Source organism: Pseudomonas sp. QL9 (assembly GCF_041409665.1).
In the GTDB taxonomy this organism is placed as follows: Bacteria; Pseudomonadota; Gammaproteobacteria; order Pseudomonadales; family Pseudomonadaceae; genus Pseudomonas; species Pseudomonas knackmussii.
Map to the genome: position 1 here is coordinate 604390 of NZ_CP166971.1, position 21911 is coordinate 626300.

Annotated in this window: 18 protein-coding genes and 1 pseudogene; 14 read left to right on the forward strand and 5 right to left on the reverse strand. The window is 65.7% G+C overall.

What is annotated here, in order from left to right:
* The first annotated feature begins 374 nt into the window (after nt 1-374).
* From xdhA to guaD, 4 genes are all read left to right on the forward strand, one after another.
* Entirely contained in the window at nt 375-1838 is a 1464-nt protein-coding gene (gene xdhA, locus ACA097_RS02795; protein ID WP_371368382.1) for a xanthine dehydrogenase small subunit, read from the forward strand.
* Nucleotides 1831-4221 (forward strand): xanthine dehydrogenase molybdopterin binding subunit, encoded by a 2391-nt coding sequence (gene xdhB / locus ACA097_RS02800; RefSeq protein ID WP_371368384.1) that lies wholly within the window; start codon nt 1831-1833, stop codon nt 4219-4221. The genes xdhA and xdhB overlap by 8 nt, the downstream gene beginning before the upstream one ends.
* Nucleotides 4222-4323: 102 nt before the next feature.
* Nucleotides 4324-5175, forward strand: coding sequence for a xanthine dehydrogenase accessory protein XdhC (gene xdhC, locus ACA097_RS02805; protein WP_371368386.1), 852 nt, complete (start codon nt 4324-4326; stop codon nt 5173-5175).
* 80 nt (nt 5176-5255) lie between these two features.
* On the forward strand, nt 5256-6554 hold the full coding sequence (gene guaD / locus ACA097_RS02810) for a guanine deaminase (protein ID WP_371368389.1): 1299 nt from the start codon (nt 5256-5258) through the stop codon (nt 6552-6554).
* Between the two features lie 276 nt (nt 6555-6830).
* On the opposite strand, the gene ACA097_RS02815 is transcribed toward guaD, so the two are convergent.
* Nucleotides 6831-8201: a DUF1329 domain-containing protein gene (locus ACA097_RS02815; RefSeq protein ID WP_371368391.1), complete on the reverse strand. Its 1371-nt coding sequence runs from the start codon at nt 8199-8201 to the stop codon at nt 6831-6833.
* Between the two features lie 23 nt (nt 8202-8224).
* Nucleotides 8225-10198, reverse strand: a complete 1974-nt coding sequence (locus tag ACA097_RS02820) for a DUF1302 domain-containing protein (protein ID WP_371368393.1) — start codon at nt 10196-10198, stop codon at nt 8225-8227.
* 650 nt (nt 10199-10848) lie between these two features.
* Between ACA097_RS02820 and ACA097_RS02825 the strand changes: the two are divergent.
* The 4 genes and pseudogenes from ACA097_RS02825 to ACA097_RS02840 form a co-directional block, all read left to right on the forward strand.
* Nucleotides 10849-11526: pseudogene (locus tag ACA097_RS02825) on the forward strand (methyl-accepting chemotaxis protein); the annotation flags it as partial.
* Nucleotides 11527-11838: 312 nt separating this feature from the next.
* On the forward strand, nt 11839-12090 hold the full coding sequence (locus ACA097_RS02830; protein WP_371370469.1) for a PDC sensor domain-containing protein: 252 nt from the start codon (nt 11839-11841) through the stop codon (nt 12088-12090).
* 62 nt (nt 12091-12152) lie between these two features.
* Nucleotides 12153-13019: a pirin family protein gene (locus tag ACA097_RS02835; protein WP_160286581.1), complete on the forward strand. Its 867-nt coding sequence runs from the start codon at nt 12153-12155 to the stop codon at nt 13017-13019.
* 39 nt (nt 13020-13058) lie between these two features.
* On the forward strand, nt 13059-14309 hold the full coding sequence (locus tag ACA097_RS02840) for a sugar MFS transporter (protein ID WP_371368395.1): 1251 nt from the start codon (nt 13059-13061) through the stop codon (nt 14307-14309).
* 45 nt (nt 14310-14354) lie between these two features.
* Here ACA097_RS02840 and ACA097_RS02845 read toward each other — a convergent pair whose 3' ends face one another.
* Nucleotides 14355-14933 carry a TetR/AcrR family transcriptional regulator gene (locus ACA097_RS02845; protein WP_043251294.1) on the reverse strand — a complete coding sequence of 193 codons (579 nt, stop codon included), beginning with the start codon at nt 14931-14933 and terminating at the stop codon, nt 14355-14357.
* A gap of 111 nt (nt 14934-15044) precedes the next feature.
* Between ACA097_RS02845 and ACA097_RS02850 the strand changes: the two genes are divergently transcribed.
* Together ACA097_RS02850 and ACA097_RS02855 are read left to right on the forward strand one after the other, a co-directional pair.
* A complete protein-coding gene (locus ACA097_RS02850; RefSeq protein ID WP_371368397.1) occupies nt 15045-15482 on the forward strand; it encodes a hotdog fold domain-containing protein in 438 nt (145 codons plus the stop codon).
* A 32-nt stretch (nt 15483-15514) separates the two neighbouring features.
* Nucleotides 15515-16366, forward strand: coding sequence for an alpha/beta fold hydrolase (locus tag ACA097_RS02855; protein WP_371368399.1), 852 nt, complete (start codon nt 15515-15517; stop codon nt 16364-16366).
* Nucleotides 16367-16388: 22 nt separating this feature from the next.
* Here the strand turns inward: ACA097_RS02855 and ACA097_RS02860 are convergent, their stop codons facing one another.
* Both ACA097_RS02860 and sohB read right to left on the reverse strand, forming a co-directional pair.
* Nucleotides 16389-17381 carry a YhdH/YhfP family quinone oxidoreductase gene (locus ACA097_RS02860; RefSeq protein ID WP_043251288.1) on the reverse strand — a complete coding sequence of 331 codons (993 nt, stop codon included), beginning with the start codon at nt 17379-17381 and terminating at the stop codon, nt 16389-16391.
* Between the two features lie 53 nt (nt 17382-17434).
* Nucleotides 17435-18457 carry a protease SohB gene (gene sohB / locus ACA097_RS02865; RefSeq protein ID WP_160286576.1) on the reverse strand — a complete coding sequence of 341 codons (1023 nt, stop codon included), beginning with the start codon at nt 18455-18457 and terminating at the stop codon, nt 17435-17437.
* Between the two features lie 205 nt (nt 18458-18662).
* Between sohB and ACA097_RS02870 the strand changes: the two genes are divergently transcribed.
* The 4 genes from ACA097_RS02870 to ACA097_RS02885 all read left to right on the forward strand — a co-directional run bounded on the left by ACA097_RS02870 (nt 18663) and on the right by ACA097_RS02885 (nt 21864).
* A complete protein-coding gene (locus ACA097_RS02870) occupies nt 18663-19373 on the forward strand; it encodes a histidine phosphatase family protein (RefSeq protein ID WP_043251283.1) in 711 nt (236 codons plus the stop codon).
* A gap of 57 nt (nt 19374-19430) precedes the next feature.
* Nucleotides 19431-19742, forward strand: a complete 312-nt coding sequence (locus ACA097_RS02875; RefSeq protein ID WP_009619228.1) for an SCP2 sterol-binding domain-containing protein — start codon at nt 19431-19433, stop codon at nt 19740-19742.
* Nucleotides 19743-20000: 258 nt separating this feature from the next.
* Complete coding sequence (locus ACA097_RS02880) at nt 20001-21071, forward strand: phosphotransferase family protein (RefSeq protein ID WP_371368402.1); 1071 nt, start codon at nt 20001-20003, stop codon at nt 21069-21071.
* A 25-nt stretch (nt 21072-21096) separates the two neighbouring features.
* Nucleotides 21097-21864 carry an SDR family oxidoreductase gene (locus tag ACA097_RS02885; protein ID WP_043251276.1) on the forward strand — a complete coding sequence of 256 codons (768 nt, stop codon included), beginning with the start codon at nt 21097-21099 and terminating at the stop codon, nt 21862-21864.
* Nucleotides 21865-21911: the final 47 nt, after the last annotated feature.

The following is a 21911-nucleotide window of genomic DNA, read 5'->3' on the forward strand; positions in this document are numbered from 1 at the left end:
TTTGTGCCCCCGCTTCACTCGAATCCCCTTTTAGGAGCAACTGTATTTTGGGCTCCCGCGTTCGCGGGAGTGACGGGATCAAGATTCGTCTTCTCTTGCGTCTTCCCCGCGAACGCGGGGACCCAGAAAACAGCGTAGGAGCAGACCTTGCCCGCGATGCGCGCCAATGGCGCGCATGTAGGCATGGCGAGTGGATTTTCGCGCATAAGATCCGCTCCTACGAAAAGCCCACGCCTCCGCCGTCGCCTTTTCCTGCCGGCCCTGCAGAAATAGCTGACCGAAAAATCAGAATTATATTGACTTGAAAGTCAGCTTTTCCTAGATTCGTCTCCATCGCGCCCCGCCCAAAACAAGAAACCGCCTGGAGGCATGCCTTGATCAGGTTCCTGCTCAATCGCGAGCTGCGTGTCGAAGACCGCCTCGACCCGAATCTCACCGTGCTCAACTACCTGCGCCAGCACCTCGGCAAGACCGGCACCAAGGAGGGCTGCGCCTCCGGTGACTGCGGTGCCTGCACCGTGGTGGTGGGCGAGCTGGTCGGCGACGAAGGCGCCGAGCACATCCGCTATCGCACCCTCAACTCCTGCCTGACCTTCGTTTCTGCCCTGCATGGCAAGCAGCTGATCGTGGTCGATGACCTCAGGCACCGCGGCGAACTGCACGGCGTGCAGCAAGCCATGGTCGACTGCCACGGTTCGCAGTGCGGCTTCTGCACCCCCGGCTTCGTCATGTCGCTGTTCGCCCTGCAGAAGAACAGCACCGGCGAAACCGCCGAAGCGCGCAAGGCCGAAGCCTATGAAGCGCTGGCCGGCAACCTCTGCCGCTGCACCGGCTACCGGCCGATCCTCGATGCCGCCGAGCAGTCCTGCTGCCAGAAGCAACCGGACCAGTACGACGCCGCCCAAGCCCAGACAATCGCCCAGCTCAAGGCCATCGCCCCGCGCGAGACCGCCGAGCTGAACAGCGGCGACAAGCGCTGCCTGCTGCCGCTGACCATCGCCGACCTGGCCGACCTCTACAGCGCCAACCCGCAGGCCCGCCTGCTCGCCGGCGGCACCGACCTGGCCCTAGAAGTCACCCAGTTCCACCGCGAACTGCCGGTGATGATCTATGTCGGCCATGTCGAGGAAATGAAGCGTGTCGAAGTCTTCGCCGACCGCATCGAACTGGGCGCAGCTGCCGCGCTGACCGACTGCTACGAAGTGCTGGCCAACGACTACCCGGACTTCGGCGAGCTGCTGCACCGCTTCGCCTCGCTGCAGATCCGCAACCAGGGCACCCTGGGCGGCAACATCGGCAACGCCTCTCCCATCGGCGACTCGCCGCCACTGCTGATCGCCCTGGGCGCGCGCATCGTGCTGCGCAAGGGCAACGACAGCCGCGAGCTGCCGATCGACGAATACTTCATCGACTACAAGGTCACCGCGCGCCAGGAAGGCGAGTTCATCGAGAAGATCATCGTCCCGCGCCCGCAGGCCAACCAGGCGTTCCGCGCCTACAAGGTCTCCAAGCGCCTGGACGACGACATCTCGGCCGTCTGCGCAGCCTTCAGCATCACCATCGAGGACTGCCGCATCACTGCCGTGCGCAGCGGCTTCGGCGGCATGGCCGCGATTCCGAAGCGTGCGCAAGCCTGCGAGGCCGCGCTGCTCGGCCAGCCGTTCAATGCCGGGACCTTCGAACGCGCAGCCGAGGCCCTGGGCGAGGACTTCACCCCGCTCTCGGACTTCCGCGCCAGCAAGGAATACCGCCTGCTCACCGCGCAGAACCTGCTGCGCAAATGCTTCCTCGAGCTGGAAGCGCCCCAGGCCGTTACTCGGGTGACCGCATATGCATAAGCACAAGAAAAGCCAGGAAGAACTCGCCGCCCTGTTCCGCGCCGACCTGACCACCGGCGTCGGCAAGAGCGTCAAGCACGAAAGCGCTCCGAAGCATGTCAGCGGCGAAGCGGTGTACATCGACGACCGCCTGGAATTCCCCAACCAGTTGCACGTCTACGCCCGCATGAGCGACCGCGCCCACGCGCGCATCACCAAGCTGGACGTCAGCCCCTGCTACGACTTCCCCGGCGTGGCCATTGCCATCACCAAAGACGACGTGCCCGGCCAGCTGGATATCGGCCCGGTGGTCGCCGGCGACCCGCTGCTGGCCGACGGCAAGGTCGAGTACGTCGGCCAGATGGTCATCGCGGTGGCCGCCGACAGCCTGGAGACCGCACGCAAGGCAGCCATGGCAGCGATCATTGAGTACGAGGACCTGGAACCGGTGCTCGACGTGGTCGAGGCACTGCGCAAGAAGCACTTCGTGCTCGACAGCCATCAACACAAGATCGGCGACTCGGCCGCCATGCTGGCCAGCGCACCGAACCGCATCCAGGGCACCCTGCACATCGGCGGCCAGGAGCACTTCTACCTGGAGACGCAGATTTCCTCGGTCATGCCCACCGAAGACGGCGGCGTGATCGTCTACACCTCCACGCAGAACCCCACTGAGGTGCAGAAGCTCGTCGCCGAAGTGCTCGGCATTTCCTTCAACAAGGTGGTGATCGACATGCGCCGCATGGGCGGCGGCTTCGGCGGCAAGGAAACCCAGGCAGCCGCGCCCGCCTGCCTGTGCGCCGTCATCGCGCGCCTGACCGGGCGCCCGGCGAAGATGCGCCTGCCGCGCGTCGAAGACATGCAGATGACCGGCAAGCGCCACCCCTTCTACGTCGAGTACGACGTCGGCTTCGACGATGACGGCCTGCTGCACGGCATCAACATCGACTTGGCCGGCAACTGCGGCTACTCGCCGGACCTCTCCGGCTCCATCGTCGACCGCGCGATGTTCCACTCCGACAACGCCTACTTCCTCGGCAACGCCACGGTCAACGGCCACCGCTGCAAGACCAACACCGCCTCGAACACCGCCTACCGCGGCTTCGGCGGCCCGCAAGGGATGGTCGCCATCGAGGAAATCATGGACGCCGTCGCCCGCCACCTGGGCAAGGACCCGCTGGAGGTGCGCAAGCGCAACTACTACGGCAAGGAAGACCGCAACGTCACCCACTACTACCAGCAGGTGGAGCACAACCTGCTGGAGGAAATGACTGCCGAACTGGAGGCCAGCGCCGAATACACCAAGCGCCGCGCCGAGATACGCGAATTCAACGCCAAGAGCCCGGTGCTGAAGAAAGGCCTGGCGCTGACCCCGGTTAAATTCGGCATCAGCTTCACCGCCACCTTCCTCAACCAGGCCGGCGCGCTGATCCACATCTACACCGACGGCAGCATCCACCTGAACCACGGTGGCACCGAGATGGGCCAGGGCCTGAACACCAAGGTCGCGCAGGTGGTGGCAGAAGTCTTCCAGGTCGACATCGAACGCGTGCAGATCACCGCGACCAACACCGACAAGGTGCCGAACACCTCGCCGACCGCCGCGTCCTCCGGTGCCGACTTGAACGGCAAGGCCGCGCAGAACGCCGCGGAGATCATCAAGCAGCGCCTGGTCGAGTTCGCCGCCAGGCACTGGAAGGTCACCGAGGAAGACGTCGAGTTCCGCAACAACCAGGTGCGCGTGCGCGACCAGATCCTGCCCTTCGAGGAGCTGATTCAGCAGGCCTACTTCGGCCAGGTGTCGCTCTCCTCCACCGGTTTCTACCGCACGCCGAAGATCTTCTACGACCGCGACAAGGCGCGCGGCCGGCCGTTCTACTACTACGCCTTTGGCGTGTCCTGCTCGGAAGTGCTGGTCGACACCCTGACCGGCGAGTACCGCATGCTGCGCACGGATATTCTCCATGACGTCGGCGACTCGCTGAACCCGGCCATCGATATCGGCCAGGTGGAAGGCGGCTTCGTCCAGGGCATGGGCTGGCTGACCATGGAAGAGCTGGTGTGGAACGCCAAGGGCAAGCTGATGACCAACGGCCCGGCGAGCTACAAGATCCCGGCCATCGCCGACATGCCGCTGGACCTGCGGGTGAAGCTGGTGGAGAACCGCAAGAACCCGGAGCAGACGGTGTTCCACTCCAAGGCCGTCGGCGAGCCGCCGTTCATGCTCGGCATCTCGGTGTTCTGCGCGATCAAGGACGCCGTGGCGAGCCTGGCGGACTACCGCGTGCAGCCGCAGATCGACGCCCCGGCGACGCCGGAGCGGGTGCTCTGGGGCGTGGAGCAGATGCGCAAGCTGAAAGCCGAACAGTCCGCCCAACCGCTAACCCAGGCCGAACCGGCATGAACCTGTAGGAGCGGACCTTGTCCGCGATCAGCCGGAAGCGCCGGCGCGATTCGCGAATGAGATCCGCTCCTACACACCGCCCCCTTGAACCGAGGTGAACCCATGAACTGGATCAGTGCCCTCGCCGACCTGCAGCAACGCGGCGAAGCCGCCGTGCTGGTGACCATCATCGAGGAGCGCGGCTCCACGCCGCGCAATGCCGGCTCGAAGATGGTCGTCAGCGCCGAGAAGCTGTACGACACCATCGGCGGCGGCCACCTGGAGTACAAGGCCCAGCAGATCGCCCGCGAGATGCTCGAGCAGCGCAGCCGCGAGCCGCGCCTGGAGCGCTTCAGCCTGGGCGCGAGCCTCGGCCAGTGCTGCGGCGGCGCCACCGTGCTGCTGTTCGAGCCGATGGGCCAGCCGCAGGCTCATATAGCGGTGTTCGGCGCCGGCCACGTCGGCCGCGCGCTGGTGCCGCTGCTCGCCAGCCTGCCGTGCAAGGTGAGCTGGATCGACTCGCGCGAGGCGGAGTTCCCCGAGAGCATCCCCGCCGGCGTGGAAAAGGTGTTGAATGACGAGGTGGTCGACGAGGTCGAGAACATGCCGGCCGGCAGCTACTTCATCGTCATGACGCACAACCACGCGCTGGACCTGGAGCTGACCGCGGCCATCCTCAAGCGCAACGACTTCGCCTACTTCGGCCTGATCGGCTCGGACACCAAGCGCGCCAAGTTCGAGCACCGCCTGCGCGACCGCGGCTTCGCCAGCGAGACCGTACAGCGCATGCGCTGCCCCATGGGCATCGCCGAGGTGAAGGGCAAGCTGCCGGTGGAGATCGCCGTGTCCATCGCCGGCGAGGTGATCGCCACCTACAACGCCACCTTCGGCCAGGAAAAGGCCAGCGGCGAGAACAGCGTGGCCAAGCTGCTGCCCGTCAGCCGCCGGGCACGCACCGCCGAAAGCGGTGCCTGAAATCAAGGCCCGCCAACCGAATATTCGTAGGATGGGTTGAGCCCCGCGAGACCCGTCGTTTCCAGGATCGAGAGAACAGCATGACTACCAAAGCCTACCGCGCCGCCCTCCTGCATAGCGTCGCCGACCCCGCCGAAGTCGGCGTGGAGAAGTCCTACCAGTACTTCGAAGACGGCATCCTGGTCGTGGAGGACGGCAAGGTCGCGCGCCTCGGCCACGCCGCCGACCTGCTGCCGCAACTGGGCGGCGTGGATGTGGTGGAATACCGCGACGCGCTGATCACCCCCGGCTTCATCGACACCCACATCCACTACCCGCAGACCGGCATGATCGCCTCCTACGGCGAGCAACTGCTGGACTGGCTGAACACCTACACATTCCCCACCGAGAAGCAGTTCGCCGACCCGGCCCATGCCGCCGACGTCGCCGGCATCTTCCTCAAGGAACTGCTGCGCAACGGCACCACCACCGCACTGGTGTTCGGCACCGTGCATCCGCAGTCGGTGGATGCCTTCTTCGATGCCGCCGGCAAGCTCGACCTGCGCATGATCGCCGGCAAGGTGATGATGGACCGCAACGCCCCGGACTACCTGACCGACACCGCCGAAAGCAGCTACCGCGACAGCAAGGCGCTGATCGAGCGCTGGCACGGCAAGGGCCGCCTGCTCTACGCGGTGACCCCGCGCTTCGCCCCGACTAGCACGCCGGAACAGCTCGACGCCGCCGCGCGTCTGCTGAAGGAACACCCGGGCGTGTACATGCACACGCACCTGTCGGAGAACCGCAAGGAAATCGAGTGGGTCAAGGAACTGTTCCCCGAGCGCAGCGGCTACCTGGACGTCTACGACCACCACGGCCTGCTCGGCGCGCGCTCGGTGTTCGCCCACGGCGTGCACCTGTGCGACGGCGAATGCCAGCGCCTGGCGGAGACCGGCTCGGCCGTGGCCTTCTGCCCGACCTCCAACCTGTTCCTCGGCAGCGGCCTGTTCGACCTGGCGAAGCTGGAGAAGCACAAGGTCAAGGTCGGCCTGGGCACCGATGTCGGCGCCGGCACCAGCTTCTCGCAGCTGCAATCGCTGAACGAGGCGTACAAGGTGATGCAGCTGCAGGGCATCAAGCTCGACCCGTTCAAGTCGCTGTACCTCGCTACCCTCGGCGGCGCCCGCGCGCTGGAACTGCAGGACAAGATCGGCAGCTTCGCCCAGGGCAACGAGGCCGACTTCGTGGTCCTCGACTACAAGGCCACCCCGCTGATGGCGTACCGCATGCAGCAGGCACGAAGCCTGGAAGAGCGCCTGTTCGCCCTGATCATGCTCGGCGACGACCGCACGGTGCGCGAAACCTTCGCCCACGGCCGCTCGGTGCATCGCCGCGGCTGAGTCTTACGGTCGCGCCGGCCGGGCCCTCGCTCAGGACCACCCGCCGGCGCGGCCGCTTTTCTTCCCGCCCCTACACCCGGACGCTGCGGCGCACACCTGTAGGAGCGCGCCATGCGCGCGAATCGCGGACAAGGTCCGCTCCTACAGTTGCCGGACATGGCGGCGGTTGCCAGTAGGAGCGGATCTCATCCGCGAAATGCCCTGCACCGATCACTCCTACAAAAAGCAGAAAAGAAAAAGGGGGCCCGAAGGCCCCCTCTCTGCATTGCGAATGACTCAGCGCGAAGCCTTGCGGCGCAGGGCCGACGGGCTGAACTCGGCGGTATCCGGCGCCGGCTTGCTGAAGTCGGCGGTGCCGGCTTCCTCGTTGTCCAGCCACTGCACGCTGTAGCGGCGCGACTGCAGGTCGTGGAAGGTGTCCAGCGCGGTCCACACCATCGGCTGCTCGTAGAAGTTCTTCAGGTAGGCCATGGACACGCGCCACAGCTCGCCGCGACCGTCGTACTGATCGACCACCGCTGCGCCCCAGCTGTCTTCGTCGAGGTACAGGGTGCGGCGCGAGTAGATGTGGCGCGCGCCGGGCTTCAGCTTGCCGTCCACCACCCAGACGCGGTGCAGCTCGTAGCGGGTGTATTGCGGATTGACGTGGCCGGGCAGCAGCAGGTCCTTGTACTTCACGTCCGGGCTGGTGATCCGGTAGTTGTTGTACGGGATGTAGATTTCCTTCTTGCCCACCAGGGTCCAGTCGTAGCGGTCCGGCGCACCGTTGTACATGTCGGTGTCATCGGCGGTGCGCAGGCCGTCGGAGTCCTCGATCGGGGTGTCGTAGGCCAGCGTCGGCGCGCGGCGCACGCGGCGCTGACCCGGGCTGTAGCCCCAGGCCTGGCGCGGTTCCTTGACCTGGTCGAGGGTCTCCTGCACCAGCGCGCCCTCACCGGCCAGGCGGGCCGGGGCGGTGGTGAAGGTCATGTAGTAGAAGAGCGTGTTGTCGAGCTTGTCGAAGCTGCCCTTGGGATCGTAGAAGCGGAACAGCGCCGCATCCTGGGAGGTCACCAGCGAGTAGGCGCCGTTGCGCTGCACGCCAGTCTGCGCCGAACGACGTTCGATGTAGGTGCCGCGGTAGCGCGCGATGTGGTTCCACAGCGCTTCCACGCCGCTTTGCGGAATCGGGAAGGGAATGCCGCCGTAGGCGTCGGCGAAGCCGTTGCCGCCCTCTACCAGCTTGGCGGTAGTGGCATTGCGGTAGGTGTTGTCGTACACCCACTGCGGCGCCGCGCCGGAGCGTCGGGTCTCATAGACCGGAATCTTGAACGTATCCGGGTAGGTGTTGATAAGCGCGATCTGACCCGGCGTCAGGTGGTCCTTGTACTGATCCAGGTTGGCCTTGGAGATGGTGAACAGCGGCTTGTCGCTGGCATAGGGGTCGACGTGGTGGTAACCCGGCCCCTTATAGCCGGCGGGCGCCTGGGTCAGGCCGCCGGTCCAGGCCGGGATCTTGCCGTCGGCGCTCGCCGCCTTCTCCGCCCCCAGCGGGGTCAGGGTGCTCTTGAGCTGCTCCGCCTGCGACGGGCTGACCGCCGCACGCGCGTCGGTCGCCGCCAGGGCCGCGACGGCCAGCAGGGCGATCAGGGGTTTCTTCGTGAACATACGGCTCTCCGTAACCTGAGTGATCAGAACGAGTATTTGGCCGTGATCGAGACGTTGTCCCGGTCACGCATGGAGTTGTTGTCGCCGGCACCGTAGAAGTCGGTGTACTGCAGCCCCACCTGGAAGCTGTTCAGGTAGCTCGCGTCGGCGCCCAGGGTATAGGCCTTGCGTCCTTCGATGAAGTTGCCGGTGCGGTCCGAGTTGCCCTGGAAGTCGTCCTGGAAGACCGCGTAGGGCGAGAGCTTCACGCCGGCGAAGACGTCGTTCCAGGAGCCCGACAGCAGCAGCGTGTAGCCATAGCTGTCGCGGCTGATCTGTACGTCGTCGCCATTGCCGTTGACGTAAGCCTTGTCCTGCGCACCGACGAAGCGGCGGACGCTGCCGTCCCAGGCGGTGTACTTCAGGCTGCTGCCACGGATGAACTCGCCGGCCACCTCGGCGACGCCGATCACCGAGTCGAAGGTCATGTGCGGGCCGAAGTTGTAGATGCCGGTCAGCGATGCGTTGTAGGTCTCGGCGCGCTCGTAGTTCTCGAACACGCTGCCGCGGCACAGCTCCTTGCCGGCTACCGGCGCGCAGGCCTGAGTAGCCGCGACGCTGCCGTCGTAGAGGTTGGTTTGCCCCAGAACGCCTTGGGTCAGCAGGTCGCCAAGCAGGTCGTCGGTGGCGGAAATGCTGATCGGCATGTTCGGCCGGTAGGCGACCTCACCCGCCAGCGAGGCATCGCCCAGGGTGGTGTTGAAGCTGAAGCCGTACATACGGATGTCTTCGACGTAGTCGCGGCGCGCCTCGGCGTTGCTGGCCATGTCGAGGGTCGCCAGGCCAGGCACTGCGTCGCCGAGCCCCAGCGGGCTGAGCAAGCTGTTCAGCGCGGAGACGTTGACGCCCTGGTAGTTGCGCAGGTCGACGGCAACCTGCGGTTCCTTGGCGTGATAGTTCACGAAGTACAAGCCGAACTCGGTGGAGTTCAGCTGCTCGGCCACGTAGCGGAATGCGACGCCGTACTGGCCGCTGTCGCGGGCTTCGATGTCCTTGCCGATATTGGCCACCTTGAAGGTGCCGGTGGTGGGGTTGAGGTAGGCGTTGGGCCCGTGCGGACCGTTGCCCAGCAGCCCCAGCGAGGCCACCGTCGGGTAGCCGGCCAGCAGTTGCTTGATCAGCGGATTGGTTTCGGTGGTGTAGGCGGTGTTGCCGCCGTCGGCGAACAGGTCGGTGTCCGAGAAGTAGGTGCCCACCGGGTCCAGGCGGGTCTCCTTCCACTTCCACTGGTAGTAGCTTTCCATCGACAGGTTGTCGGTCAGGCCGAGGTTGAAGCTCAGCGCCTCCATCGGCACCAGGACTTCCTTGAGCTCGGAACCCGGCAGGTGGAAGCGCGAGGCGTCCACCGGGTTGATGGTGTTGATGCCGCCCCGGTAGAAGGTGCTCTCGCCCCAGTTCAACACCTGGCGGCCCACGCGGCCGGTCAGTGGGTGATTGGCAACGTCCCAGCTGCCCGACAGATAGGCATCAAGCAACTCGGCCTTGCGGCCGGCGATGTGCCGGGTGTCTTCGGTGAAGTGGTCGTCCTGCGGGAACGACTGGCTGGGCCGCTCGACGCCGTCGGTGGTGTCGAGGTAGTCGTTGCGCTTGTCCATGATCTGCGTGTCGTAGTACGCGGTGCCACGCATGAACAGGCCGTAGTTCTCGTATTTGGCGGAGAGGTCCGAGGTCAGCTTGTAGACCTCCGAGACCAGCCCGGTATCGAAGTTGCGGTTGCCGTCGTCGGCGTTGATATCGGTGATGTTGCTCGAGTCGCGGCTTTGTACGCGCCACATCGCGCCGTAGGACAGCGTGCTGTCCAGCGAACCGGTGACCTGTTGATCGGCGAGACTGAACTCGATGGCGTGTGCGGACCCGGCAACCAGCAGCGGCAACAGCCCGACCAGCGCGCCCGCGCGGCGAGGTGCCCAACGTAGCGGATTGCCCCACCCCCTCTCGATGCACAGATGAATGCTCATCGACGGTATTACCTCCATGACGGCCAAGATTTATCGCCCCGGGCATTGCGTCCGGCGCTGTTTTTATTCGTTTCTCGGCTGCTGGCTGGCGCCCATGCGGCGGGCCGCCCTGCAGTAATGCTCCCCTCAACTGGGGCGCTTGCCGGCGCCCCCTGGCTCCCCTGTCTCCTGTGCACGCAGGAATTTGGCACTATCGTACCGACAAGGTAACAAACTATTTTTCCCCCTGCCAAGCCATCCGAGAGCCGTTCGTCATGGTGGCGGCGCGTCCGGAGAGGGCCGCGCCAGACCGGATTGGACCCGAGTGCGGCAGCGCCAGCAATGACGCTTCGCGCCAGAGCGATTCACAAATCCGCCCCGCCTTGCACCGCTGCGGTGCATTTCCGGCCATCCCGTCTCCCGATTGGGCAAGGGCGCGTGCCGGGATCGCGGAGAATGGCATGCACACTGATGGCACTTCGCTTGCTTGCAGCCGAAGACCGTCGAAGGAGATCGCCATGCTGCAGCTGTTGCGCCAACCCGCCCGCCAGGCCGCCGAAGAAGCGAGCCTCGCAGCCCTGCTGGACCATCACGACCTGACCGTCCGCCTGCCGGAGCGGCAACCCTTGCAGGCGCGACTGAATCGCTTCACCGACAGCCTGCAGCAACGCATGCGCCTGAGCCTGGGCGCCGCCGTCGACATTGCCGCCCACGCGCCGCAACTGGCGCAGATCGCCGCCATCACCGAAAGCAGCGGCCAGGCGCTGGCGCAGAGCGCGGAGCTGATCGCCAGCGCCAGCGAGCAGGTCAGCACCAGCCTCGATGCCGAGCTGGTACCCAGCGCCGGCCAGGTGTCGCAGCTCTCCGGCCAGGTCGCCGCGACCCTGCGCGCCTGCCAGGACAGCGGCCGCCAGGTGCTCCGCCAGGTCGAGGCGATCGGCGACAGCGAGGCGCAACTGGAAGCGGTGATCCAGCGCCTGCTCGGCCAACTCGAGGAAGTCAGCCAGGTGATCGGGGTGATCGCCAGCATCAGCCAGCAAACCAACCTGCTGGCGCTCAACGCGGCCATCGAGGCGGCACGCGCCGGCGAGCACGGCCGTGGCTTCGCGGTCGTCGCCGATGAAGTACGCCGACTGGCGGGCCACACCACCCAGGCGACCGGCGATGTCGGGCGCATCATCGACGCCTTCCGCACTGGCATGGCCGAGCTGGGCGAAGCCGGTACGCGCATGCACCAGGCGGTAGCCGCCGGCCGTGAGGGCATGGCTGCGATGAGCGAGGGCCTGGAACGCACACGCCAGTCCATGGACAGCCTCGACGAGCGCGTCATTCATATCGCCAGCGGCACCGAGCAGATCGGCCAGGCCGTGCGCGCCATCAACGGCGACGTGCAGAGCATCGCGCAGGTGGCCGCCGATCTGCGCGGCAAGGCCGGCCAGGTGCAGCAACACAGCCAGGCCGTGCGCGGCAATGCCGACCGCCTGCTGGAGGGCCTCGGCGCCTTCCGCCTGCGCCTGCACCGCGAAGTGCTCGAGCACGTCCAGCAACTGGCCGGCGATTCGCGCCTGCTGGGCTCGATAGAGGATGCGGAACGCCTGCTGCGCCAGACGCTCGCCGAGGACGAGCGCTTCGAGCTGTTCTACCTGGTGGGCGGCAACGGAGTGCAGCTATCGGACAACCTGTTCGCCGCTGGCATTGCTGCCGGCGCCAGCAGTGATGCCCGTGGCCGCGACTGGTCGCAGCGCCCCTGGTTCCGCGCCGTGAAGGACAGCGGGCTGGGCCATGTCACGCCGGTGTACCGCTCCAGCGCCACCGACGACTATTGCCTGACCGTCTCGGTCCCGCTGTTCGACGCCAGCGGTGCGCTGGTCCGCGTGCTCGGCGCCGACGTGCGACTCTCAGCCCTGCTCTGAGCCGGGTGGCTCCGGCGGCGAGCGGCTATCCTATTGCCCATCGTCCCGCCGGAATCGCCGTCATGAATCCCGCTCCGCTCGCCATCCGTCCTCGCGCCGAAGACGTCGAAGGCATGTCCATCCTGCGCGCGCTGCCCGCCGCGCAGTGCCGCAGCGTCGGCCCCTTCGTGTTCTTCGACCACATGCTCGCCACCGACTTCGCGCCGGGCCAGGGCATGAACATCGACCAGCACCCGCACATCGGCCTGTCCACCCTCACCTACCTGCTCGAAGGCGAGGTGCAGCACAAGGACAGCCTCGGTTCGGACCAGTTGGTACGCCCCGGCGACGTCAGCTGGATGACCGCCGGCCGCGGAGTCGCCCATGTCGAGCGCACACCGCAGGCGCTTCGCGAAAGCGGTTCGCGGATGCACGGCCTGCAGGTCTGGCTGGCCTTGCCGCAGGCCGAAGAAGGCCGGGAGCCCAGCTACCAGCACGTGCCCGCCGCACAGTTGCCGCAGAGCGAAAGCCTCGGCGTGCGCATCCGCCTGATCGCTGGCAGCGGATTCTGCCTGGAGTCGCCGGTGAAGGTGCTTTCGCCAACGCTCTACGCCGATCTCGAGCTGGTAGCCGGGAGCACTCTGATTCTTTCGCCTGAAATTGCTGAAAGAGCACTTTACCTCTTGGAAGGCGAAGCCCTGCTCGACGACAATCCCGCGCCCTTGCGCGAGCTGCTCGTCCTGCCCTCCGGGGAAAGCCCGGTCTTGAGCGCCTGCAGCGATTGCCGCGCGGTGCTCATCGGCGGCGCGCCGCTGGATGCGCCACGGCGGATGAACTGGAACTTCGTAGCCAGCGATCCGGCGTTGATCGAGCAGGCCCGACAGCGCTGGGCCGCCGGTGACTGGCCGCGCGTGCCCGGCGAGCAGAGGCGCATCGAGCTGCCGCGCTGAACGCGCGTCCTCCCCATTCATCCACGTCCTGGAGCTTCCATGCCAGACAACAATCGTCATACCAGTGCGCTCACGGTGCTCACCGTGCTCTTCTTCATGTGGGGCCTGATCACCTCGCTGAATGACATCCTGGTGCCGCACCTGAAGGCGGTGTTCACCCTCAATTACGTGCAGGCGTCGCTGATCCAGTTCAGCTTCTTCACCGCCTACTTCGTGATGTCCTTCCCCTCCGGCCGCCTGGTCGAGCGCCTGGGCTACAAGAGCGGGATCATCCTCGGCCTGCTCACCGCCGGCGTCGGTTGCCTGCTGTTCGTGCCGGCGGCCAGTGCGCAGTCCTACGTGTTCTTCCTCGCCGCGCTGTTCATCCTCGCCTCCGGCATTACCCTGCTGCAGGTGGCGGCCAACCCCTACGTCAACATCCTCGGCAGCCCCGAATCGGCGGCCAGCCGGCTGAACATGACCCAGGCCTTCAACTCGCTGGGCACCACCGTCGGCCCGCTGGTGGGCTCGGTGACCATCCTGGCCATCGGCGCCGGCGCCGCCGGTGAAATCGGCAGCGCCGCCGCCGAGGCGGACTCGGTGAAAATGCCGTACCTGGTGCTGGCCGGCCTGCTGCTGGCCATCGCCGTGCTGATCGCCCTCTTCCGCCTGCCGAAGATCAACCACGGCGAACCCAGCGACGGCGCCGCGTCCGGCCAGCATTCGCTGTTCGCCCACCGCCATCTGGTCTTCGGCGTGATCGGCATCTTCGCCTACGTCGGCGCCGAAGTAGCCATCGGCAGCTACCTGGTCAGCCTGATGGGCCAGCCGGACATCGCCGGCCTGTCCAGCGAGAAGGCCAGCAAGTACCTGTCACTGTACTGGGGCGGCGCCATGGTCGGCCGCTTCATCGGCAGCGTGCTGATGCGCAGCATTCGCCCGAACCGCATGCTGGCGTTCAACGCGCTGGTCAACGCCGCATTGCTGGCGGTGGCCATCAGCATTGGCGGTCACGTGGCGATGTGGGCGCTGATCCTGATCGGCCTGTTCAACTCGATCATGTTCCCGACCATCTTCTCGCTGGCCCTCGAAGGCCTGGGCAACCTGACCAGCAAGGGCTCGGGCCTGCTCTGCATGGCCATCGTCGGTGGCGCGCTGATGCCGCTGCTGCAGGGCTTCTGCGCCGACCACATCGGCCTGCTCTACTCGTTCGCCATCCCGCTGGTCTGCTACCTCTACATCAGCTGGTTCGGCGCCCGCGGCTACCGCGCCGATGAGCTCCCCGCCAAGCGCACCGCAACCGCGCCCTGATCCGCTGCGGCGAACCGCTCCCCGCAGCGGTTCGCCCCATCCCTTCTACGCCCGCACGCTTTCCCAGGCGATCTGCGCCAGCAGATCGCGGCAATCCTTCAGCTCGATCCGGGTACGTCCGGCCAGCCAGTTGCGCACGAAATCGTGGGTCGGGCCTATCACCACCGAGTTGAACAGCTCCAGGGGCATGTCGCGCAGCGCCCCGGCTTCCCGGTGCATCCGCAGCAGTTCGGCAATGCGCCGGCCCTGCTGGCGGTTGGCCTCGCGCAATTCATCGCCCATCTCGCTGTGCTCGACCCGTCCGCGGTTGTGCAGGACGAAGCGCGCCCAGTCGGGGTTGGCCATCACCCAGTCGATGTAGCAGGTGACGAACAGCTTGATGCACGACTCGGCGCCCATGTCCTGCGCCAAGCCGGCTTCGAGCATCGCCGCGTACTGGCCAACGCCCTCCAGGTAGAGCGCGCCGATGATCCGCTCGCGGTTGCCGAAGTGGTGGTAGAGGCTGCCGATGCTGGCACCGGAACGGTCGCGGATCATCTCGATGGTGGTGGCATCCACCCCAAACTCGCTGAAACAGGCCAACGCGGCCTGGAGGATGTCGTCTTTGCGGGAAGCTCGGCCCATGGGATTCCTTGTGCGGATCGCTTCTAGAATATTTTTCTAGAATTAATTTCTAGTCTTCGTATACTGCCCTGGCGCGCAACCATCCTTCAATCCGAATCCCCTGGAGTTGCCATGAGTCAGATGATGCAGATGTACCGTCAGGTCGGTCCCGAGCAGTTCAGCGCCATGATCGGCCAGGTCGCGCCCTACTTCGCCAGCATCGCGCCGACCTTCGTCGAGCTGCGCCCGGGCTATGCCGAGGTGACTTTCGCCAAGCGCCGCGAAGTGCTCAATCATATCGGCACCGTGCATGCGATTGCGCTATGCAATGCCGCCGAACTGGCCGCCGGGACCATGACCGATGTGTCCATCCCCACCGGTCGGCGCTGGATTCCCCGCGGCATGACGGTGGAATACCTGGCCAAGGCCGACGGCGACATCCGCGCGGTGGCCGATGGCGGCGCCGTCGACTGGAGCGCCGAGGGCGACCTCAAGGTGCCGGTGCTGGCCTATGTCGGCGACAAGCCGGTGTTCCGCGCCGAAATCACCATGTACGTCAGCCAGGCCTGACCTTTTCCGAACGGACTCCGGAGCCAACAGCCATGATCACCCCGCAACCCCGTGACCTCGACAACGCCCAGGGACAAAGCCTGGCCAGCCTCTGGTACCAGCCGCTCGGCGAAATGCGCGGCGCCGCCCTGATCGTCCCGGCCATGGGTGTCGAGCAGCGTTTCTACGCTGCCTTCGCCGGCTGGCTGGCCGAGCGCGGCTACCTGGTCGTCACCTTCGACTACCACGGCATGGGCCAGTCGCGCCGCGGGTCGTTGCGGGAGGTGAAAGCGAACGTGGTCGACTGGGGCCGCCACGACTGCAGCGCGGTACTCGCGGCAGTCGCCGAAGCGGCGGGAGACAAGCCGCTGTACTGGATCGGCCACAGCCTGGGCGGGCAAATCCTGCCCTTCGTCGATGGCCGCGCGAGAATCACGCGTGCATTCAGCATCGCCAGCGGCAGCGGCTACTGGCGCGACAACACAGCCGGCCTGCGCGGCCGCGCCTGGCTACTCTGGCACCTGATTACGCCAGTGGTGACGCCGCTGCTGGGCTACTTCCCGGGACGTCGCCTGGGCATCGTCGGCGACCTGCCGCGCGGCGTGATCGAACAATGGCGGCGCTGGTGCCTGCATCCGCAGTACGCGCTGGGCGAGGGCGAGCAGATGCGCATCCGCTATTCGGCGGTGCACACACCCATCGTGTCGCTGTCGTTCACCGACGATGAAATGATGTCCCAGCGCAGCACCGAAGCCCTGCTGGGCTTCTACCAGAGCGCACCCAAGGTGAACCGGCGCATCGCCCCGGAACAACTGGGCGTGAAGCGCATCGGCCACTTCGGCTTCTTCCGGCCGCAGTTCGCCGAGTCGCTGTGGGAGCGTTATCTGCTACCGGAACTGGGCTGAGCGCCCAGCTCCAGTACGGCAGTCAGGCGAGGTCGACCAGCACCCGGCCGACCAGCTTGCCGGCGAGGATCTGGTTGATGGCGGCAGGCAGGTCGTCGAGGCTGATTTCGCGCACCAGCTCTTCCAGACGCGGCAGCTTCCACTGCAGGGACAGGCGATCCCACATCGACGCCTTGACCACCAGCGGCAGCTCGACCGAGTCCACGCCGAGCAGATTCACGCCACGCAGGATGAACGGCAGCACCGATGCCTTGAAACCGGCACCGGCGGTCAGCCCGCAGCAGGCCACGCTGCCGCCGTATTGCAGCGACTTGACCACGTTGAACAGGATATCGCCGCCCACGGTGTCGACTGCGCCGGCCCACTGCTCCTTGAGCAGCGGCTTGTCGACGCCATCGGCGACGGTGGCGCGATCGATGATCTGGCGCGCGCCCAGTCCATTGAGGAACTCCGCCTGCTCCAGCTTGCCGGTCGAGGCCGCCACGCTATAGCCCAGTTGCGCCAGCAGCATCACCGCGATGCTGCCGACGCCGCCGCTGGCGCCGGTGACCAGCACCGGGCCGGAAGCCGGGGTGAGGCCGGCCTGCTCCAGCTTGTCGATGCACAGCGCGGCGGTCAGGCCAGCGGTGCCGAGGATCATCGCCTCGCGCAGGCTCAGGCCTTGCGGGCGCTTGATGACCCAGGCGGCCGGCACGCGGATGTACTGGCCGAAACCACCATCGGTGTTCATGCCCAGGTCGTAGCCGGTGACGATCACCTCGTCGCCGGGCGCGAACTCACCGACAGAGGACTCCTCCACCACTCCGGCCGCATCGATGCCCGGCGTGTGCGGGTACTTGCGGGTGACGCCACGGTTGCCGCTGGCGGACAACGCATCCTTGTAGTTCAGCGACGAGTAGCGGACCCGGATCAGCACGTCGCCTGCGGGCAACTCGGAGGTGTCGCGCTCGACCACTTGCTGCTCGTACAGGCCGTGCGGGGTTTCGGTGACCCAAAGGGCCTTGAATGCACTCATCTCGCTCTCCTTTTCAATCCTGTCGCACGGGCGGCGCCCGCCGCCCGAAGAATTCATTGCCAGTAGCGGCTGCGCCCCAGGCGCTCCCACCAGCTCAGCAGCACGCGGTCGATCACCGTGCTGGCGCCGACGCCCAGGCGCTCCTGGACGCTCTTCTTCTGCAGGTACTGCAGGTGATAGACGTCCGCTTCGCGGGCGCGTTCGGCCAGATACTCGTCGCTGGTCTTCAGTTCATCGACCAGCTTGCGGCCGAGTGCTGCCTGGCCCAGCCAGACTTCGCCGGTGGCGATCTCGTCGATGGCGAGCTTCGGCCGGTAGTGGGCGACGAAGCTCTTGAATAGCTCGTGGGTGGTTTCCAGGTCTTCCTGGAACTTCTCACGGCCCTTGTCGGTGTTCTCGCCGAACACGGTCAGGGTGCGCTTGTACTCGCCGGCGGTGAGCACCTCGAAATCGACGTCGTGCTTCTTCAGCAGGCGGTGCACGTTCGGCAATTGCGCCACCACACCGATGGAGCCGAGGATCGCGAAGGGCGCGGAAAGGATGCGCTCACCAATGCAAGCCATCATGTAGCCGCCGCTGGCGGCGACCTTGTCGACGCACACCGTCAGCGGCACGCCGGCCTGGCGGATGCGCGCCAGCTGGGAAGCGGCCAGGCCGTAGCTGTGGACCATGCCGCCACCGCTTTCCAGGCGCAGCACCACTTCGTCCTTGGGCGTCGCCAGGCTGAGCAGCGCGGTGATCTCGTTGCGCAGGTGCTCGGTGGCGGAGGCCTTGATGTCGCCGTCGAAATCCAGGACATAGACGCGGCTCTTCTGGCTGCCGGCCTTCTTCGCCTGCTTGACCGCCTTGTGTTCCGACTTGCGCAGGGCCTTGAGCTTGTCCTTGTCCAGCACGCTGCTCTGCAGGCGCTCGCGCAGATCCTTGTAGAAGTCGTTGAGCTTGCGCACTTCCAGGTGGCCGCCGGAGCGACGACCGCGGCCACGCAATGCAGCTATCGTCACCAGCACCACCACGACCGCCACCACCACGGTGAGGGTCTTGGCCAGAAAGCCCGCGTAATCCAGAAGAAACTCCACACTTCCCCCTATTCACCTTTGCCCCGCCCGCCGACCGGAACGGAGAATCCAGCAAGCATACCCAGCCGGCCAGGCCTCAGCCAGCGCCGCGGAGCGCCGTCATCAGCGGCGGGAATGGCATTCAAACAAGCGTATGTTTTTTCGTTGACAGCCCCAGGCCTTCCTCATAACCTCGCGGAACTTTCACCCCTGCCGAGGTCCGTGCGTGGGCAGCATCTATCTGATTCGACATGGCCAGGCTTCATTCGGCGCCGACGATTACGACGTGCTCTCGCCGACCGGAGTGCGCCAGGCTGAAATCCTCGGCGAACACCTGGCCGGACTGGGCCTGCGCCTGGACCGCTGCCTGGCCGGCGACCTGCGTCGCCAACGCCACACTGCCGAAGCGGCACTGCAGCGCATGGCCGCAGCCGGCCTGGCGGTACCCGACCTGGAAATCGATGCGGCGTTCAATGAATTCGAAGCCGACGCGGTGATCCGCGCGCATCTCGACGACCTGCTCGAAATCGACCCCCAAGCCCTGCACATCCTGCGCAATGCGGCGCAGCATCGTGCCGAGTTCCAGCGCCTGTTCTCCTTCGTCATCGCCCGTTGGGTTTCCGGCGAGCACCACAAGGACGGCCTGGTCAGCTGGCAGGAATTCCTCGACACCGTGCACGACGGCCTGCAGCGCCTGCTGCAACAGGCCAGCGGGCGCGACAACATTGCCGTGTTCACCTCCGGCGGCACCATCACCGCCCTGCTCCAGCTGATCGTCGGCATGCCGGCGATCAAGGCCTTCGAGCTGAACTGGCAGATCGTCAACACTTCGCTCAACCGCCTGAAGTTCCGCGGCAGCGAAGTGTCCCTGGCTTCCTTCAACAGTCACGTGCATCTGGAACTGTTGAAGGCGCCGGAGCTCATCACCTACCGCTGAGCCCGGCCCACTGCGCCCCTCGGGGCGCGCGAGAAAACCTAGAAAAGGGATAGAACCATGAGCGTTGCTGACATCGTCTCCACCATGAAGAGCAAATTCAACGCCGGCGCCGCCGCAGGCCTGGACCTGGTGTTCCAGTTCAACATCGAAGACGGCGACAACCACTACCTGGTCGTCAAGGATGGCACCTGCGAAGTCGTACAAGGCGACGCGCCGAACCCGAACGTCACCCTGATCATGGACAGCGAGACCCTGAAGGGCATCACCAGCGGTGAGACCGACGGCATGCAAGCCTTCATGGCCGGCAAGCTGCGCGCCGAAGGCGACATGATGCTGGCCATGAAGCTGGGCGAGCTGTTCCCGGTCTGATCCGCGGAACGCTGCCAGCCAGCACAGAAAAACCGGAGCTTTGCGGCTCCGGTTTTTTTTCGCCTGCAAGGCCCGCCGAAAGCCGAATCAGGCAGCTTGATCGACGGCCAACACGCTCGCCAATAACAGCCGCGCATTCTTGTAGGGGCCCTGGGTGAGCATTAGATTAGCCAATTATCTCGGGGCGCCATCATTGCCCTGCATGATGTTCCCGAGAGTCGCTGCGCCCGCAGCCACCGCCCACGAGAAGGGATAAGCATGTCGCTGACAGACCAGTCCACCCGCATCCGCCAAGGCGAAGAACTCGACGCCTCAGTCATCGATCCCTACCTGAAGGCCCATATTCCGGGCCTGCAGGGCGAACCCAAGATCAGCCAGTTCCCCGGCGGCGCCTCGAACCTGACCTACCTGCTGGAATACCCCAGCCACGAGCTGGTGCTGCGCCGCCCGCCGTTCGGCCACAAGGCCAAATCGGCACACGACATGGGCCGCGAGTTCCGCATCCTCAACCAACTCAACGCCGGCTTTCCCTACTGCCCGAAGGCCTACGTGCACTGCACCGACGAGTCGGTGATCGGCGCCGAGTTCTACGTCATGGAGCGGGTCAACGGCATCATCCTGCGCGCGGACCTGCCGCCGGAGCTCAAGCTCGACGAGCAGCAGACCAACCAGCTGTGCAAGAACTTCGTCGACCGCATGGTCGAACTGCACAACGTCGACTACGTCGCCTGCGGCCTGGCCGACCTGGGCAAGCCCGAAGGCTACGTGGCGCGCCAGATCGCCGGCTGGACCGACCGCTATGAGAAGGCCCTGACGCCCGATGCGCCGAGCTGGGAGCCGGTCAAGGCCTGGCTGCGCGAGAAGATGCCGGCCGACCACCACAAGCCGGGCATCGTCCACAACGACTACCGCTTCGACAACGTCATCCTCGACCCGAAGGACCCGATGCGCATCATCGGCGTGCTGGACTGGGAACTGACCACCATCGGCGACCCGCTGATGGACCTGGGCAACACCCTCGCCTACTGGATCGAAGCCAAGGACCCGGCGCCGGTGCAACTGATGCGCCGCCAGCCCAGCCACCTGCCGGGCATGCTGACCCGCCAGCAGTTCGCCGACTACTACGCCGAGCGCGCCGGCCTGCCGCAGATTCAGAACCTCGACTTCTACTACACCTACGGCCTGTTCCGCCTGGCCGGCATCGTGCAGCAGATCTACTACCGCTTCTTCCACGGCCAGACCCAGGATAAACGCTTCGCTCAGTTCATCCACATGAACAAGCTGCTGGAGCAGATGAGCCTGCAGGTCATCGCCAAGTCATCGCTGTAACACCGATCACAACAAGGGGAACCCCATGTCCAAGACCCACCTGTTCGACCTCGACGGCAAGATCGCCTTCGTCTCCGGCGCCAGCCGCGGCATCGGCGAGGCCATCGCCAAGCTGCTGGCCCAGCAGGGCGCCCACGTGATCGTCTCCAGCCGCAAGATCGACGGCTGCCAGGCCGTGGCCGACGAGATCATCGCCGCTGGCGGCAAGGCGACCGCAATCGCCTGCCACATCGGCGAGATGGAGCAGATCCAGAGCGTCTTCGCGCAGATCCGCGAACAGTTCGGTCGCCTGGACATCCTGGTCAACAACGCCGCCACCAACCCGCAGTTCTGCAACGTGCTGGACACCGACCTGTCGGCCTTCCAGAAGACCGTCGACGTGAACATCCGCGGCTACTACTTCATGTCCATCGAAGGCGGCAAGCTGATGAAGGAGCATGGCGGCGGCAGCATCATCAACGTGGCCTCGATCAATGGCGTGAGCCCGGGCGAATTCCAAGGCATCTACTCGGTGACCAAGGCTGCGGTGATCAGCATGACCAAGGTCTTCGCCAAGGAATGCGCGCAGTTCGGCATCCGCTGCAACGCCCTGCTGCCGGGCCTGACCGACACCAAGTTCGCCTCGGCCCTGACCAAGAACGACTCGATCCTCAAAGTCGCCCTGCAACGCATCCCGCTCAAGCGCGTAGCCGACCCGAGCGAGATGGCCGGCACCGTGCTGTACCTCGCCAGCGACGCCTCCAGCTACACCACTGGCGTTGCACTGAACGTCGACGGCGGCTTCCTCTCCTGAGGTCCATCGCGGCATGAAAAAGGGAGCCTTCGGGCTCCCTTTTTCAT

What these genes read in the sequence shown, in the direction of transcription:
- xdhB (WP_371368384.1), top strand. Translation starts at nt 1,831, where the DNA reads ATGCATAAGCACAAGAAAAGCCAGGAAGAACTCGCCGCCCTGTTCCGC.
- xdhC (WP_371368386.1), top strand. Translation starts at nt 4,324, where the DNA reads ATGAACTGGATCAGTGCCCTCGCCGACCTGCAGCAACGCGGCGAAGCC.
- guaD (WP_371368389.1), top strand. Translation starts at nt 5,256, where the DNA reads ATGACTACCAAAGCCTACCGCGCCGCCCTCCTGCATAGCGTCGCCGAC.
- ACA097_RS02815 (WP_371368391.1), bottom strand. Translation starts at nt 8,201, where the DNA reads ATGTTCACGAAGAAACCCCTGATCGCCCTGCTGGCCGTCGCGGCCCTG.
- ACA097_RS02820 (WP_371368393.1), bottom strand. Translation starts at nt 10,198, where the DNA reads ATGAGCATTCATCTGTGCATCGAGAGGGGGTGGGGCAATCCGCTACGT.
- ACA097_RS02835 (WP_160286581.1), top strand. Translation starts at nt 12,153, where the DNA reads ATGAATCCCGCTCCGCTCGCCATCCGTCCTCGCGCCGAAGACGTCGAA.
- ACA097_RS02840 (WP_371368395.1), top strand. Translation starts at nt 13,059, where the DNA reads ATGCCAGACAACAATCGTCATACCAGTGCGCTCACGGTGCTCACCGTG.
- ACA097_RS02845 (WP_043251294.1), bottom strand. Translation starts at nt 14,933, where the DNA reads ATGGGCCGAGCTTCCCGCAAAGACGACATCCTCCAGGCCGCGTTGGCC.
- ACA097_RS02850 (WP_371368397.1), top strand. Translation starts at nt 15,045, where the DNA reads ATGAGTCAGATGATGCAGATGTACCGTCAGGTCGGTCCCGAGCAGTTC.
- ACA097_RS02855 (WP_371368399.1), top strand. Translation starts at nt 15,515, where the DNA reads ATGATCACCCCGCAACCCCGTGACCTCGACAACGCCCAGGGACAAAGC.
- ACA097_RS02860 (WP_043251288.1), bottom strand. Translation starts at nt 17,381, where the DNA reads ATGAGTGCATTCAAGGCCCTTTGGGTCACCGAAACCCCGCACGGCCTG.
- ACA097_RS02875 (WP_009619228.1), top strand. Translation starts at nt 19,431, where the DNA reads ATGAGCGTTGCTGACATCGTCTCCACCATGAAGAGCAAATTCAACGCC.
- ACA097_RS02880 (WP_371368402.1), top strand. Translation starts at nt 20,001, where the DNA reads ATGTCGCTGACAGACCAGTCCACCCGCATCCGCCAAGGCGAAGAACTC.
- ACA097_RS02885 (WP_043251276.1), top strand. Translation starts at nt 21,097, where the DNA reads ATGTCCAAGACCCACCTGTTCGACCTCGACGGCAAGATCGCCTTCGTC.